The sequence below is a fragment of the Oleiphilus sp. HI0128 genome (assembly GCF_001635365.1).
Genome location: NZ_LWGG01000601.1, coordinates 1 through 15770 on the forward strand (window position 1 = coordinate 1; position 15770 = coordinate 15770).

The following is a 15770-nucleotide window of genomic DNA, read 5'->3' on the forward strand; positions in this document are numbered from 1 at the left end:
CCTTACGTATTTACTCACTTGATAGCAAAAGCATAGCCGAGTTTGGCGAAAAGAGAAGAAAGCCAATAAATATTGGTGACTCGCCTCAAAATTTGCTTAATGCCTTTATCGCAGCCGAGGATAATCGTTTTTTTGAGCACCGCGGAATAGATATAAAAGGCCTGGCTCGCGCAGCCACTCAGTTAGTTACCACAGGAAGAATTCAAACTGGCGGCAGTACCATCACCATGCAGGTTGCCAAAAACTTTTTTCTTTCCAGAGAAAAAACCTTCATCCGAAAGTTCAATGAAATTTTTTTAGCGATTCAGATTGAGCAATCTCTCTCCAAACAAGAAATCCTAGAACTTTATTTAAACAAGATTTATTTAGGTAATAGAGCCTACGGTGTTCATGCAGCCGCACAAGTCTATTATGGAAAGCCTATTGATGAATTAAACCTGGCACAAATGGCGATGATCGCGGGCCTTCCTAAAGCACCGTCTCGGTACAACCCCTTAGCCAATGCCAAACGAGCTAAAATCAGAAGAAACTGGATCCTGGACAGGATGCTTGATTTGGAGATGATCGATTCAGAACAACACGCTGAAGCAAAATCCTCTCTCATTACAGCCAGCTACCATGGCGGAAGCTCGGAACTTTATGCTCCTTATGTTGCTGAAATGGCGAGAAGAGAAGTTATTAATCGCTACGGTTCTGATGCATACACTTCTGGCATGCGTGTCTTCCTAACCGTAGACAGCAAACTACAAGAAGCAGCCTCACGCGCGGTCAAAAAAGGCTTGGAAGACTACGACAAGCGTCACGGCTACCGCGGCCCAATAAAAACCTTGGACATTAGCTCTGAAGAAGCAATCGAAAGCGCGATCAGTGAACTACGCTCCATCAAAACCCCACGTCAACACCAAGCAGCGCTGGTATTAGAAGTATCTCAAGATAGCGCCAAATTATCACTCAAAGATGGCCAGGAAAAGACCTTGCTACGCGAGCAGGCCGAATGGGCAAGAAAATACGAGACCGTTGACCGAAGAGGTCCTGCCATCAAAAGTCTGGAAGACATACTTCAAACCGGTGACGTGATTCAAGTGACCACGTCAAACACAGAAACCAGCAATGAAGACGGCGAAACGGCAATGGCAGAAATCATCCACCTAAGCCAACTTCCGGAGGCACAAGGCGCCCTTATTTCGATCAACCCCGACAACGGAGCAATCAAGGCACTGGTTGGCGGCTATGACTTTGCCATGAGCCACTACAACCGCGCGACACAAGCCAAACGACAACCAGGTTCCAACTTCAAAGCCTTTGTTTATTTGGCAGCGATAGAAAACGGGACCACCGCTGCAAGCCTTATCAACGATGCCCCAATCGTATTTGAGGACGACAATCTGGAAGCGGCATGGCGGCCCGAGAACTCTAGCGGTAAGTTTTATGGCCCAACCCGGATCCGAAAAGCACTGTATAATTCCCGCAACCTGGTATCTATTCGGCTCCTAAAAGAAACTGGCGTCCGAAAAACACTGAACACCATTGAGAAATTCGGTTTTGACAAAAAAGACCTACCCAGAGATTTGTCTCTCGCGCTTGGCAGCGCCGGACTCCCCCCTATCAGCATCGCCAGAGGATATGCAATGATAGCCAACGGCGGCTACAAAATTGATACCCATCTGATATCTCATATCGAAGATAATGAGGGGAACATAATTTTCAAAAACACGGCTCCCATCGTATGCCGTGAAAACTGCCTCACTCAACAAAGCTCAGAAGAGATTGACAACAAAGAGACTAACGAGGAAATCACCTACGCCCCGCGCATCGCCGATGAACGCGATATATATATTCTTCACTCAATGCTAAAAGACGTTATCACAAAAGGTACCGGCAGAAAGGCTCTACAACTAAAACGTAAAGACCTGGCAGGCAAGACTGGCACAACAAATGACCAAAAGGATGCATGGTTTTCCGGCTTCAACACTCAGCTAGAAACTAGCGTCTGGGTTGGTTTTGATAAGCCGCAAACACTAGGAAGGAGAGAATACGGGTCTCGCGCCGCGCTACCAATATGGAATGACTTTATGGCAGTCGCTCTAGAAGGCACACCAAACGCCAACTTGCCCCAACCTGACGGCCTGGTAACCGTTCGGATAAACAAAGAAACAGGCGAGCAAGCTCTGCCCGGCACAGACAACGCCATGTTCGAGATATTCAGAAAAGAGCTAGCACCGAAAAAGCCTAGAACCTTGCCACCTGCATTTGAACACAAAGAAAGCACACAACCTCAAATCGCTCCAGAAGATATCTTCTAACTAGCAAGAGCCTTCACGACACCACCCCATTCTACTCTAGACAAAATATAGAGACATAAAAAAACCGGTACTTTCCAGCACCGGTTTTTTTGTTTTCTTTAGAACTTTTGGCTCTAAAGAGTTAAGCCATTAGATATCTTCTAAAGACTTAAGTGGGTAGTTTGCAGGAAGTGGACCTTCCGCAGCACCCGTATCGATCGCTGCTTGAGCAACCGCAGTAGATACAATACCCAACAAACGGGAATCTGTCGCTTTTGGAATGATGTACTCTTTACCGAATTCCATTGAATCCACACCGTAAGCGTCTAGAACTTCCTTAGTTACAGGCTCTTTTGCTAGATTAGCAAGTGCTTTAGCAGCAGCCAGCTTCATCTCTTCATTGATAGCTGTTGCACGAACATCCAACGCACCACGGAAGATAAATGGGAAGCCAAGAACGTTGTTTACCTGGTTAGGGTAATCAGAACGACCTGTTGCCATAACAGCATCTGGACGAGATTCTGCAACCACTTCAGGCATGATTTCTGGAACCGGGTTAGCACATGCAAAGATGATTGGGTTTGGAGCCATCTTCTTAATTTGTTCACCAGTCACCATATCAGGACCAGATAGACCCAAGAAGATATCAGCACCGTCTAGCGCATCGTCAAACGTACGCTTGTCAGTATCTACTGCAAACATTGCCTTGTACTGGTTTAGATCATCACGACCAGAGTGGATAACACCTTTACGATCACACATGAAGATGTTTTCTGGCTTCATACCCGCAAGGGTAAGTAGCTTAGAACAAGAAATTGCAGCAGCACCGGCACCTAGTACCGCCATTTTTGCTTCTTCAATTTTCTTGCCTTGAATTTCAAGTGCGTTCAATGCACCTGCAACCGTTACGATAGCAGTACCGTGCTGGTCATCGTGGAAAACTGGAATGTTGCACTGCTCTTTAAGCGTACGCTCGATTTCAAAACACTCAGGTGCTTTAATGTCTTCTAGGTTAATGCCACCAAAAGTAATCGCAATACGACGCACTGTGTCGATAAATGCTTGAGGGCTTTCAGATTCAACTTCGATGTCGATTGAATCAACGCCAGCAAAACGTTTGAAAAGAAGAGACTTACCTTCCATTACAGGCTTAGAAGCCAAAGGACCTAAGTCACCCAGACCAAGAATCGCAGTACCATCAGTAATAACCGCTACCAAGTTACCTTTAGCAGTGTACTTATATGCATTTTCCGGGTCAGCAGCAATTTCCTTAACTGGCTCTGCAACACCTGGGCTATAAGCCAAAGAAAGGTCGCGAGAGGTTTGAGCAGGAGTAGAAAGTTCTACGCTGATTTTCCCTGGCTTCGGGAACTCATGGTAATCTAGAGCATCTTGTTTGAAATCTGACATTATATTCTACCGTTTTGGTTTTTCCGTTTAGGTTCTTTCAGGGACATTAAAGCCCTAAAGCCTGTCCGCGGCGCACATTATGACATCACTTATTCCCTAGGGACAATTATCAAATGATAATACGCCGTAACTTTTTTATTGTCATTTGACCGAAATCATCAAATAACCAGACGAAAAAAGAGCGACAAGCGCTCTTTTTCGGAATATCTTAGTTCTTTGGCAACTCGCCAAACAAAGCTTAGCCGCCGATACGGCTGCCGAAACGCTTCTTGAACTTATCAATACGACCACCTGTATCCATTACTTTCTGCTTACCAGTATAGAATGGGTGACATGCTGAACATACGTCCAGAGTAATATCTTTACATAGCGTAGAACGTGTTTTAATAACGTTACCACAACCACATTTTGCTTCGATTTCCTGGTAATCAGGATGAATAGCTTCTTTCATTGCACACCTCTAATTCAATTATGCCGCCACCTTACACTTATCACTCTTCTTTTAGCTTATAAAAAACCAGAAGAGCCGTTAAGGCACCGCACGAAAGGGGGCTTCCCATCTATCTTTACACCTTCAAACTTGCCTTGAAAACAAATTTTTAGACAAAAGACAGAGTGACTGCCAATTTTTAAGACGGCGCATATTAACAAAATAAACACAATAAGCAAGCATCGTTTATTTCATTTTTGAAATGCACTAGAATTTAGCCTCCTACTTCTAAGAGATTTCCTTCGTATCTTGCATGATCATCACCGTTGCAGTCCCCACCCCTTTATTTCGCTGCTTTGATTATCTGCCGCCTGATAAGATAAACCCTGAATATCTTGTGGAAGGGAGCAGGGTTCTCGTTCCCTTTGGGCCAAGAAAGTTAGTTGGCATTATCACTAAAATACAAAATACCCCTTCGGCTCATGAGGGGAAAATCAAGAACGCCTTGGCGCTTCTAGATCCATCACCCACTTTTCCAAGCGTTTTGATGCAGCTGCTAAACTGGGCCTCAAGCTATTATTGTCACCCTATTGGAGATTGTTTCGCGACCGCCCTGCCCGGAGCACTTAGAACAACCTCTGCAAAGCAAGGCGCGTTGGTCAAAAGCATAGAGCTAAGCAAATGGTATCGCAGCCCCAAACAGTTTGAAGGTAGAGCGAATGCAACCAAGCAAATAGAGATACTCGACTATCTCGAAAGCAACCCTGAAGGCGTTTGGCTCGATACACTCAAAGCTATGAGATATAGCAACAGTCAACTCAAAAACCTGGAAGGCGCAGGCTACATATATAAAGAAGTCTATGACCCCCTGAGCGCGGAAAAAGAACAACAAAGCAAAGCGCCCATTCAAAGCAAAACCCTCAATACCGAGCAAAAGCTTGCAGTTGAGACAATTCTTAACGCCGATGCAACTATCAATGCAACCCTACTTCAGGGTGTAACGGGCAGCGGCAAAACTGAAGTTTATATCGAATGCGTAAAGAAACAGCTTGAACAAGGTAAACAGGCCCTCATTCTCATCCCAGAAATTAACCTCAGCCCACAAACGCTACTCAGGTTCCAGAGTCAGCTGAGCACACCTATTGGCGTCATTCACTCTGGCATGAGCCATAAAGAGAAATATACTAGCTGGTTTTTAGCAAAAGAAGGCATTGCACGCGTCATCATCGGCACCCGTTCAGCAATTTTTACTCCCTTCAAAGAGCTCGGAATAATTATCGTAGATGAAGAGCATGACCCCTCCTACAAGCAGATTGATAATTTCAAATATTCAGCACGAGATCTATCAGTCAAACGCGGACAGATTGAACAATGCAAAGTGGTGCTAGGAAGTGCAACACCATCACTTGAAAGCCTCTATAACGTTAAGCTAGGTCGCTATCAGCTAGCTTTAATGCAAGAACGCGCCGGCGCAGGCCAAACACCGGAAATGTTTCTAATCGATATCCGCAGCCGTCCTCTGGAGAATGGTTGTTCTCGCCCCTTGAAGCAGCGAATCGGAGAAGAGCTTGCTCAAGGCAACCAAGTAATCATATTCCAAAACCGCAGAGGCTTTTCACCAACACTAATGTGTAATAGCTGCGGTTGGCTCGCCCAGTGCCCTCACTGTGATGCACGCCTTACTGTTCATAGTCGCCCACCTCAGCTACATTGCCATCACTGCAATCATAAAGAAATCATTCCAAGAGCCTGTCATGAATGCAACCACACAAGTCTGACACCACTTGGCGCAGGCACCGAAAGACTAGAGTTTGGACTGCAGGCACAATTCCCGAGCGCCAGCGTGGTGCGTGTTGACAGAGACAGCATAAAGAACCAAAAACAAATGACTGAGCTAGTCGAGCAAATCAATAAGGGAGAGCCTTGCTTGTTGATTGGCACACAAATGCTCGCAAAAGGGCATGACTTTCATAACGTCACCCTGGTCGCCATCATCGATGCCGACGCCAGTTTTTTTAGCGCCGACTATCGAGCCATTGAGCGCAGCGCACAGCAACTTTTACAGGTTTCAGGGCGCACGGGCCGCGGTAACAAGCATGGCACAGTGCTCATCCAGACACGCCAACCAGAACACCCCATCTTTGAACCTATTCTGCGTAGTGACTATACAAGCATTGCTCAGCAGGAGCTTGAAGAGCGCCAATATTGCGAGCTGCCGCCTTTCTCAAAAATGCTCACTATCCGGGCTGAGTCAGCCAAGGCTGAGGCAAACCTTGAAGAGTTGAGTTCAATTAAAAACTTGGTGCTAGCAAGTTACTCTAACGAGGCAGCGATACAAATATCGGGCCCCATTGAAGCAAATATCGCCAGAAAGTCTGGAATCTACCGAAGCTACTTGCATTTATTTATTTCAGATATGAAGGCTCGCTCGCAGCTTGTACATAGCTTGCGCTGTTATCTAGATTCGCGTAAATCCCATAAAACCAAGCTATATATCGACGCAGACCCCCTCGATTACGTCTAATAGCAATACTTGGAGTCAGAGTAAAAAGCGCACTTTTTACTCTGACTCCAAGTATTAGCGTTTAAATCTTGAACGGAATCATAGATAATACGCCCCCTTTTAATTTCCCATTGGCTTTTGTAAATCTGGACGCGCATGAAAGAACTGATAATTGAACTTGTACAAACGGTTGTGACTGAACTTAGCAACGAGAACGTCATTCCTTCGGACGCGAGTTATAAGATCAATATTGATGCGACAAAAGATAAAGCGCATGGCGACTATGCCTCGAATATAGGGCTAGTCTTAGCCAAGCAGGCCAAGATGCCACCTCGAGCGCTTGCTGAGCAAATCGTTGAAAAGATCACCGCTCAAAATAATGCAAGCGTAGACAAAATTGAAATTGCTGGCCCTGGCTTCATCAACTTTTTTATGAGCTCCGCCAGCAGCTTTGCCGTCCTCAGTTCAATTATTGAAAATGCGGATAAATATGGACACAACAACTCAGGTAAAGGCCAAAAAGTTCAAGTCGAGTTTGTTTCCGCTAATCCTACCGGCCCATTGCATGTGGGGCATGGCCGTGGCGCAGCAGTCGGTGACAGCATTTGCAGACTTCTCGGTGCAAATGGCTGGGATGTGACCAGCGAGTTCTATTACAACGATGCTGGCCAACAAATCAATAACCTGGCTCTATCTGTTCAAGCTCGCTGCAAAGGTTTAACACCTGAAGACCCAAGCTGGCCAGAAGATGGCTATCGCGGGCACTATATTATTGAGCTTGCTGAAAGCTTTATGAACGGTGAAACCATCGAGTCTGCCGACCAGAGCTTTACAGGTACCAAAAACGCTGACGACCTGGAAGATATCAGACACTTTGCTGTCGCCTATTTAAGAAGAGAGCAAGATCTAGACCTAAAAGCCTTTGACGTTGATTTCGATGTTTATTTCCTTGAAAGCTCTCTCTATAGCGATGGTAAAGTCGAAAAAGCAGTGGAAGCTCTGATTGAAAATGGCTATACCTACGAGAAAGATGGCGCGCTTTGGTTGCGAACGACAGACTTTGGCGACGACAAAGATCGTGTTATGCGCAAAACTGAAGGCGGCTACACTTACTTTGTGCCAGACGTAGCCTATCACCTCGACAAGTGGCAACGTGGCTTTACTCGCGTCATAAATGAACAGGGTGCCGACCACCACAGTACAATCACTCGCGTTCGAGCAGGCCTACAAGCATTGAAGCAAGATATACCTGAAGGCTGGCCTGATTATGTTCTTCACCAAATGGTGACTGTCATGAAAGGCGGCGAAGAGGTGAAGCTATCCAAACGTGCCGGCAGCTACGTCACATTGCGAGACTTGATCGAAGAAGTTGGCCGCGATGCCACTCGCTACTTCCTGGTCGCACGCGCTCCCAGCTCACAACTAACATTCGATATTGACCTGGCTCGCAGCCAGTCAAATGACAACCCTGTGTACTATATCCAATATGCACACGCTCGAATTAGCAGTATTTTTAGAAAGGTTTTAGCAGCTTCTCCAGAGTGGTCTGCCGAAGACGGCCTAGCCAACCTAGAGCAGCTAAGCGTTGAAAGCGAACGTAAACTAGCAAACACGCTGGCTAGCTTCCCTGAAGTTGTCAGCATTGCGGGAGAGCAAAATGCGCCTCATCAAATTGCAAACTACCTATATAGTTTGGCGAGCGACTTCCATACCTACTACAATTCAAATATTGTAATGGTTGAAGATAGTAAAATTAGAGATGCTCGTGCAGTGCTTTGCCTAAGCATCCAGCAAGTATTGAGAAACGGGCTTAAGCTACTAGGGGTTAGCGCTCCTGAAGAAATGTAATCACACCCGATAAACTATTGACGCGTTGATCATATGACTCAAGATTTTGCTAAGCCCTCGACCACTAAAAAGCCCGGAGCACCCAAGACAAAAAAAGGTTCTTCGGGAAAGTCTGGCGGGGCTAAAAGCAGCGCGAGCAAGAAGGCCAGCGGAGCAAGCCCTAAAGAAGTGCCAAGCTCAGCGCCGGTAAAAAACCGTACACCATTTTTTCTTTCCCTAATTGTACTGGTCTGTGCTTTTGCCTATGGCTTGTATTTTTTACAGTCTATTCCGCCCACTGAAACACCCGAGAAACAGCCAACAATATCCAAAAAATCCCCTTCTGCCAGCAAAAGCACGCCCGCCGAAGAAGCACCGGCAAAGCGTTTCAACTTTTACGATATCCTTCCAGAATCGACAGTGACTGCACCGAAGGTAGAAGAGTATCGCTTCAAACAAAAATCAGGCAGTGAAGACTACTTCTATGTGATTCAAACTGGCTCATTCAAAAACCGGGCAGATGCCGAGCGCCAAAAAGCCACTATCGCCTTTAAGGGCTTAAAAGCCAATATTGAAACAGTTACCAATGATAAAGGTACTGTCTGGCACCGAGTTAAAACCGGACCATTCACCAACCGTAGTAAGTTAAATAGCGCCCTGGATAAACTTGTATCTCTTAATATCCAGCCTCTCGTCAAGAAAGTAAAAAAAGATAGCTAAAGCGCCTTCTTAACGCTTGATATCTCTTCAAGCGACTCCATATAAAAACTTTCGCTGCTGCAATACATCGCTTAATCGCAGCTGGCAGTATTTAGTCAAAACACCAATTGAGCCACTTGGCCGCATTGGTGAACGCAAACTTTGTGGAGAAGTTCATGACAACCATCTTATCAGTCCGCCGCGAAGGCGAAGTTGCTCTTGGCGGCGACGGTCAGGTTTCGCTCGGAAACACCATCATGAAAGGCAACGCTAAAAAAGTGCGCCGACTCTATGACGGCAAAGTCATCGCCGGGTTTGCAGGCGGCACAGCAGATGCTTTCACATTGTTTGAACGTTTTGAAGCGCAACTAGAGAAACATCAAGGCAATCTTGTTAAAGCTGCCGTTGAGCTAGCCAAAGACTGGCGCACAGATCGCGCACTCAGAAAGCTTGAAGCATTGCTTGCCGTGGCAGACGAAAACAACTCTCTTATCATCACCGGTAATGGCGATGTAATAGAGCCTGAAGATAGCCTGATTGCAATTGGCTCTGGCGGCCCTTTCGCTCAAGCTAGCGCAAGAGCTCTACTTGAAAACACCGAGCTATCAGCACAAGAGATTGTTGAAAAAGGTCTAACGATCGCTGCCAACATCTGCGTATTCACTAATGATGCCTTTACCATCGAGCACCTTGGTGAAGCCAAATAGCCACTAATCAGGCACGACACAACTTAACGAAAGCCCGAATCAACATCACCCTTTACATGATACGGTACTAAATTCCATGGCAAACATGACTCCTCGCGAAATCGTACACGAGCTCAACCAACATATCATCGGCCAAGATGAAGCCAAGCGTGCAGTTGCTATCGCACTTCGAAACCGCTGGCGCCGCATGCAACTTGACCCGGCCTTAAGAGAAGAAATTTCCCCCAAAAACATTTTAATGATTGGCCCAACCGGTGTGGGTAAAACTGAAATCGCCCGACGCTTGGCTAAACTTGCTGATGCTCCCTTCCTGAAGGTTGAAGCAACGAAATTTACTGAAGTAGGCTACGTGGGTAGAGATGTAGAGTCTATTGTTCGCGATGTTGCTGACTCGGCCCTTAATATGTTGCGGCAAAAAGAAATGAAGCTTGTCGACACTAAAGCTGCTGACGCTGCTGAAGAGCGTATTTTAGATGCCCTGCTTCCTCCAGCACGAACGGGTGCCGACTCAGCTCAAAGCGATAATTCTTCGACGCGACAAATCTTCCGCAAGAAGCTCCGAGAAGGCGATTTAGACGATAAAGAAATCGATATTGAAGTCAGCGCCACACCTGTAGGCGTTGAGATTATGGCGCCTCCAGGCATGGAAGAAATGAGCAACCAGCTTCAGAATATCTTTTCCAGCATGTCCGGTGACAAAAAGAAAACCCGAAAACTAACGGTTAAAGACGCGCTTAAGCAAGTCAAAGAAGAAGAAGCTGGCAAGCTGGTAAATGAAGAAGACATTAAATCTAAAGCTATCCAGGCAGTTGAGCAGAACGGTATTGTCTTTATCGATGAGATCGATAAAGTTGCCAAGCGCTCTGAAGGCTCCTCCGCCGACGTATCACGCGAAGGTGTACAGCGCGATTTACTTCCACTAATTGAAGGAAGTACAGTAACCACTAAACTTGGGCCAATCAAAACAGACCACATTCTGTTTATTGCTTCAGGCGCCTTCCACCTATCGAAGCCTTCAGACCTTATTCCTGAGCTTCAAGGGCGCCTACCAATTCGTGTTGAGCTTAAAGCGCTGTCACCAGAAGACTTCCAAAAGATTCTAACCGAACCAAATGCTTCACTGATTGACCAATATATTGCACTTATGGCTACCGAAGGCTTAAAACTCAGCTTCAGTGAGGACGCACTCGAAACGATTGCACACATTGCCTGGAAGGTTAATGAGAAGACTGAAAATATCGGGGCTCGTCGCCTGCACACAGTGCTTGAGAGACTTCTGGAGCATATATCATTTGAGGCTGGCGACAGCCAACGAGATGACTTTGAAGTGACAGCTGACTACGTTAAAGAGCAACTCGATGAGTTGTCTGAAGATGAAGATTTAAGCCAATATATTTTGTAATCATTAAATCATCAGGGTCAGAGGAAAAACCTTCGCTTTTACTCTGACCCCAATGGCACTTACTTAAGGCAAACAAAGACGTCATTCCCTTGAATAAGGGAATCCATTGTTTTTACGAGTTATGCGACACATTAAAAGTAAAACTAAACGCATTAAATCATGCAGCGACGAGAAGTCTTCTTTTTTGTTTAGTCGTGTAGGATTCAAAACAATAGATTGCCGCCTGCGCGGCAATGACGATGGGGCATAGCGGGAATGACAAGCGTCGGAGCGCGTCCTAGCTTAAGTAAGTGCCATTCTACTCTGACCCCAATTAATCTTAAAACATAGATACTACTTTCTGAGAGACTCTTTCAAAATAGCTGTCACCACCAGACGAACCGCCCTTTACTTTGATTGTCTTGGGCCTGCTTTCCTGGCTACCCTGGTAGGTTGGCAAGGCCTCACCATACAGACCTGTACTGAGTGTTCTCTGCTCATCAAATAGAATATCTTTTCGGACTCGTACACCCGCTGGTGCCAGTACTTTTTCGAGCTCATCGATCCTGTTTCTAAGATTAGCCCGAGTTAATTGATAAGCACTCTCGCACATCATTTTTCGTGAGTTAAAACTAAAGACACTTGAGAAAAACAAATTTGCATCGTGCCTTGGTGGCTCAAATGACAATACATCTTTTCCGGGGAAATCACGGGATATATTCTTGAGGCCTGAAGTAAGGCGAGAGTGAACCATTGTACGATAGGCCTGGGAAAGAACATTCGGCATCCCTGACTGCGTCAACTCCTCGCGCTTCATCGTATCAGCTTGAACGGCCTGCCCGACATCTATCGGCACAACAGGGTTAATGGCAAAAACAATATCTGCACCTGACTCAAAGGCAACCGAGGTATGCATCCCTTTGTTTAAGGTACCATCGACATAATAACGTCCACCGACCTCTACAGGTTTGTATATACCGGGCGCAGCCATACTACACTGGATAGCCTTGGAGATAGGCAAATCAGTTAAGCCTTCGGTACCAAAACGAACAGTCTCGCCTGACTCCAAGTCTGCCGCAATAACAATCAATTGCTTACGGAGCTTCTCGAACTCATTTGTTCTACCAATTGACGAGTACGAACGGCTCAAATATTTATGGAAGCCATTATTATCAAAAATACCAGAAGGAATGGCTTGAGCCAGCGCTGTCAAAGCCTCTAATACTGACTGGTCATTTGGGTGACTTAATACACTTAGACCAGCATTAAGCAATATCTTGGGTATAGATTTTATTCTACGCGTATATTCTGAAAAAGCCGGCTTATAAAAGACTTCAGGATGAAAAGGGTGAACATCAGCCTCATTACGCACAAAGATTCGGCACATTTGTGCAGGAGTCATCTGGTTCGCTAGATTCGCTGCGACAAAAGAGCCTGAGTTTACACCTACATAGATATCTAAGTCATTGAAATCGAGCCCTTCGAGCGCCTCGTCAATCGCACGCAGTGCCCCTATCTCATATATGCCACCTAATGGGCCACCGCCACCGAGTGCAATCCCCAACGTTAGTTTTTTGTTTTCTGTTGGCTGCGCCTCAGACATTCAATAACCTCTATCGTCCAATTTAATCAATTCTAAAAATAGTAAGCGTAAATATAATTACTAGAGTATTCACACTAGGAAGCAGCAGACTAGTTTTCCTCACCAATTTTGCTAGGTCGTAGGTAACGGCTAAAGCCCGCTTCTTTTAAAGCCAAATTAAGCGTACTCTGGATAATGTAGGGCGAATCCAGTGCTAAAACACTATCTAACAAGTCTTTCGCCCAAGTCATATCGATATCACGAATAACAGATTTAACCTTAAGCAAATTTGAGGCGTTCATAGACAAAGCATCATACCCCATCGCCAGCAATAGGACGGCACCAGCCGGGTCACCGGCCAACTCTCCACAAATGCTCAACTGCACGGGTAGATCAGCGGTATCCTGAGCAATCTTATATAACGCTTGAAGTACAGCTGGGTGAAAAGAATGGTAAAGCGAGGCAACACGCGGATTATTTCGGTCCACCGCCAATAGGTATTGGGTTAAGTCATTTGAACCAACTGACAAGAAGTCAACTCGTTCAGCAAGCTCTTTCACTTGATACACTGCACCAGGTACTTCTATCATGACACCGATTTGAGGCATAGATATGTCATAACCTTCAGCACAGATTTCATGATATTCACGATAAATAAGATGTAGCGCTTCCTCAACCTCGTTAACATTTGAGATCATCGGTAGCATAATACGCAGATTATCGAGGCCCACACTCGCCTTCAGCATAGCCCTCATTTGTACCAAAAATATCTCTGGGTGATCCAGAGTTACACGAATTCCTCGCCAACCCAGGAAGGGGTTTTCTTCTGTGATCGGAAAGTAGGATAAAGCTTTGTCTCCGCCAATATCCAAGGTACGCATGGTGACATAATTCGGTGCAAACGCTTCCAGTTGCTCGCGATAGCAGTCCATCTGCTCTTGCTCACTTGGGAAACGCTCATTGATCATGAATGGCACTTCAGTTCGATATAGACCAACACCTTCAGCGCCTTGATTCAGTGAACGAACAACATCAGTCATTAAACCGGTATTCACCCAGGCACAGATGCGATGCCCGTCTTTAGTTTCGCAGGGTAGGCTCTTTAACTTCTCTAAGCCTTGATCCAGCGCCTTCTCTTCTTCGACGATCTGCTCATAGTAGCCACGCAGCTCTTCAGAAGGGCAGGCAAAAATATCACCATTGTAGCCATCGACTATTAACTCTTTATCGTCCAGCTGTGTGAGTGGCATATCCACCACACCCATGACAGTGGGAATCCCCATCGCTCTGGCTAAGATTGCTACGTGAGAATTTCCTGAGCCTTTAATCGAAACAAGACCGAGTAGCTTCTCTTTCGGAATTTCACCCAACATAGTAGGGGTTAATTCTTCACTGACCAGGATCGCATTATCGGGATAGTCATGCTGTTTTTTATCCGCTGTTTGCAGGTATGAAAGTATACGGCAACCCAGATCTTTTATATCTACAGCTCTTTCGCTGAGATAGGCATCATTCATCATTTCAAAATGACGTGCATATTCACTAATGGTATTTTTTAATGCGGTTTGGGCAGACTTCCCGGCTTTTATCTGGGTGATCACTTCTCCTGCCAGAGCATTGTCATCCAACATACCAAGATAGACATCAAACAAAGCTTGTTCTTCAGGCCTTAACTGGGTAGATAAACGCTCACCGACGCTTTGAATATCTTTACGGACGGACTCAACCGCATTTTCAAATGAAATGATATCATCATCAATATTTTCAGCACTTCTATCAGGCACCGCATCCAGGTCGGCAAGCGGAAAAACAACAACACTGCGACCAATCGCAACGCCTGGTGCACCAGCGATACCCTTGAAGGCGATATCCTGCGCTACTTTCCCACTCTCAGAAACTGACTCAATTGCTTTAGTTGCTTCTGAATGCGCTATAACGCTCGCCAGCTGTGCAGAAACCGTAACTAGAAAAGCTTCTTCACCTTCATCAAACTTACGCAGGTTACTGGCTTCCTGAACAACCAATACACCCAATACCTTTTTATGATGAATGATTGGAACACCAAGAAAGCTTGTAAAACGCTCTTCTCCCGTTTCAGGCAAATAGCGGTAGCGTTCATGCTGCTGGGCATCTTCGAGGTTTATCGGCTCTTCCCTAACACCAACCAAACCAACCAGACCCTCTGAATAACCCAAGCTCACGTTCCCGATCGCATCTTCCCGCAAGCCACGAGAGGCACGCAAGACATAACGATTTTCTGCCGGATCAAGAAGATAGATGGAACATACTTCCGTACTCATAGCCTCCTGAACGCGACTGACAATAATATTCAGTGCTTCCTCAAGACTAGCGGCACTATTCACTTCCTGAACAATACTGCGAAGTATGCTTAGCATTTAATACCCTTTATATTATGCCCACGTTTCCAATAGGTGGCTTAGTTCTTAAATAAGTCAGTTGATAACTCTTTCATTGCTCTTCGGTATACCTCTCGCTTAAATGAGACAACCTGACCCAGCGGATACCAATAACTTACCCACTGCCAACGATCGAACTCGGGGCTCACGTTCCGATCTACAGATATGCTTGAGTCAGCACTCAGCATGCGTAACATATACCACTTTTGTTTCTGTCCGACGCATAACGGTAAGGAGTTATGGCGAATCATTTTCTTGGGTAATCGATAGCGTAACCAACCCTTTGTTTTGGCCACAATCTGTACATCTGAAGGCTGCAAACCTATTTCTTCATTCAATTCACGGTAAAGTGCTTCATCAGGAGTCTCATCAACTTTGATTCCACCTTGCGGAAACTGCCAAGAATTTTGTCCGATTCGCCTTGCCCAAAGTACCTCATTAAATTCGTTTGCGAGAATAATTCCGACATTTAATCTGAAACCGTCAGAATCTATCACTCTCTAATTTCCCGTCTATAGATATTTACATTGCC

11 protein-coding genes are annotated in these 15770 nt (G+C 45.6%); 6 read left to right on the forward strand and 5 right to left on the reverse strand.

From position 1 onward, the window contains the following. Positions 1 to 2303, forward strand: a 2303-nt coding sequence (locus tag A3763_RS07280) for a penicillin-binding protein 1A (protein ID WP_068759966.1), incomplete at its 5' end; no start/stop codon positions are given. A 129-nt stretch (positions 2304 to 2432) separates the two neighbouring features. Here A3763_RS07280 and A3763_RS07285 read toward each other — a convergent pair. Both A3763_RS07285 and rpmE read right to left on the reverse strand, forming a co-directional pair. Beyond that, positions 2433 to 3695 (reverse strand): malic enzyme-like NAD(P)-binding protein, encoded by a 1263-nt coding sequence (locus tag A3763_RS07285; protein ID WP_197470071.1) that lies wholly within the window; start codon positions 3693 to 3695, stop codon positions 2433 to 2435. A gap of 235 nt (positions 3696 to 3930) precedes the next feature. After that, a complete protein-coding gene (gene rpmE / locus A3763_RS07290; RefSeq protein WP_068509060.1) occupies positions 3931 to 4143 on the reverse strand; it encodes a 50S ribosomal protein L31 in 213 nt (70 codons plus the stop codon). 292 nt (positions 4144 to 4435) lie between these two features. Here rpmE and A3763_RS07295 point away from each other — a divergent pair, with 292 nt between their 5' ends. From A3763_RS07295 to hslU, 5 genes are all read left to right on the forward strand, one after another. Next, entirely contained in the window at positions 4436 to 6646 is a 2211-nt protein-coding gene (locus A3763_RS07295; protein ID WP_068509058.1) for a primosomal protein N', read from the forward strand. A gap of 135 nt (positions 6647 to 6781) precedes the next feature. After that, the gene (argS, locus tag A3763_RS07300; RefSeq protein WP_068509056.1) at positions 6782 to 8473 is read left to right on the forward strand and encodes an arginine--tRNA ligase; all 1692 of its coding nucleotides are present in this window, start codon (positions 6782 to 6784) and stop codon (positions 8471 to 8473) included. 33 nt (positions 8474 to 8506) lie between these two features. Then, positions 8507 to 9172, forward strand: coding sequence for an SPOR domain-containing protein (locus tag A3763_RS07305; protein WP_082865176.1), 666 nt, complete (start codon positions 8507 to 8509; stop codon positions 9170 to 9172). Positions 9173 to 9327: 155 nt separating this feature from the next. Further along, positions 9328 to 9858 (forward strand): ATP-dependent protease subunit HslV, encoded by a 531-nt coding sequence (hslV, locus tag A3763_RS07310; RefSeq protein WP_068509054.1) that lies wholly within the window; start codon positions 9328 to 9330, stop codon positions 9856 to 9858. 76 nt (positions 9859 to 9934) lie between these two features. Then, positions 9935 to 11260, forward strand: a complete 1326-nt coding sequence (gene hslU, locus A3763_RS07315) for an ATP-dependent protease ATPase subunit HslU (RefSeq protein WP_068509052.1) — start codon at positions 9935 to 9937, stop codon at positions 11258 to 11260. A 319-nt stretch (positions 11261 to 11579) separates the two neighbouring features. Here hslU and A3763_RS07320 read toward each other — a convergent pair whose 3' ends face one another. The 3 genes from A3763_RS07320 to A3763_RS07330 all read right to left on the reverse strand — a co-directional run bounded on the left by A3763_RS07320 (position 11580) and on the right by A3763_RS07330 (position 15735). Further along, complete coding sequence (locus A3763_RS07320) at positions 11580 to 12842, reverse strand: patatin-like phospholipase family protein (protein WP_068509051.1); 1263 nt, start codon at positions 12840 to 12842, stop codon at positions 11580 to 11582. 89 nt (positions 12843 to 12931) lie between these two features. After that, positions 12932 to 15217, reverse strand: a complete 2286-nt coding sequence (gene ptsP / locus A3763_RS07325) for a phosphoenolpyruvate--protein phosphotransferase (RefSeq protein ID WP_068509049.1) — start codon at positions 15215 to 15217, stop codon at positions 12932 to 12934. A gap of 41 nt (positions 15218 to 15258) precedes the next feature. Beyond that, the gene (locus A3763_RS07330; protein ID WP_068509047.1) at positions 15259 to 15735 is read right to left on the reverse strand and encodes an RNA pyrophosphohydrolase; all 477 of its coding nucleotides are present in this window, start codon (positions 15733 to 15735) and stop codon (positions 15259 to 15261) included. Between the last annotated feature and the right edge of the window lie 35 nt (positions 15736 to 15770).

Coding starts and splice junctions, on each gene's coding strand:
- rpmE (WP_068509060.1), bottom strand. CDS start 4,143: ATGAAAGAAGCTATTCATCCTGATTACCAGGAAATCGAAGCAAAATGT.
- A3763_RS07295 (WP_068509058.1), top strand. CDS start 4,436: ATGATCATCACCGTTGCAGTCCCCACCCCTTTATTTCGCTGCTTTGAT.
- argS (WP_068509056.1), top strand. CDS start 6,782: ATGAAAGAACTGATAATTGAACTTGTACAAACGGTTGTGACTGAACTT.
- A3763_RS07305 (WP_082865176.1), top strand. CDS start 8,507: ATGACTCAAGATTTTGCTAAGCCCTCGACCACTAAAAAGCCCGGAGCA.
- hslV (WP_068509054.1), top strand. CDS start 9,328: ATGACAACCATCTTATCAGTCCGCCGCGAAGGCGAAGTTGCTCTTGGC.
- hslU (WP_068509052.1), top strand. CDS start 9,935: ATGGCAAACATGACTCCTCGCGAAATCGTACACGAGCTCAACCAACAT.
- A3763_RS07320 (WP_068509051.1), bottom strand. CDS start 12,842: ATGTCTGAGGCGCAGCCAACAGAAAACAAAAAACTAACGTTGGGGATT.
- ptsP (WP_068509049.1), bottom strand. CDS start 15,217: ATGCTAAGCATACTTCGCAGTATTGTTCAGGAAGTGAATAGTGCCGCT.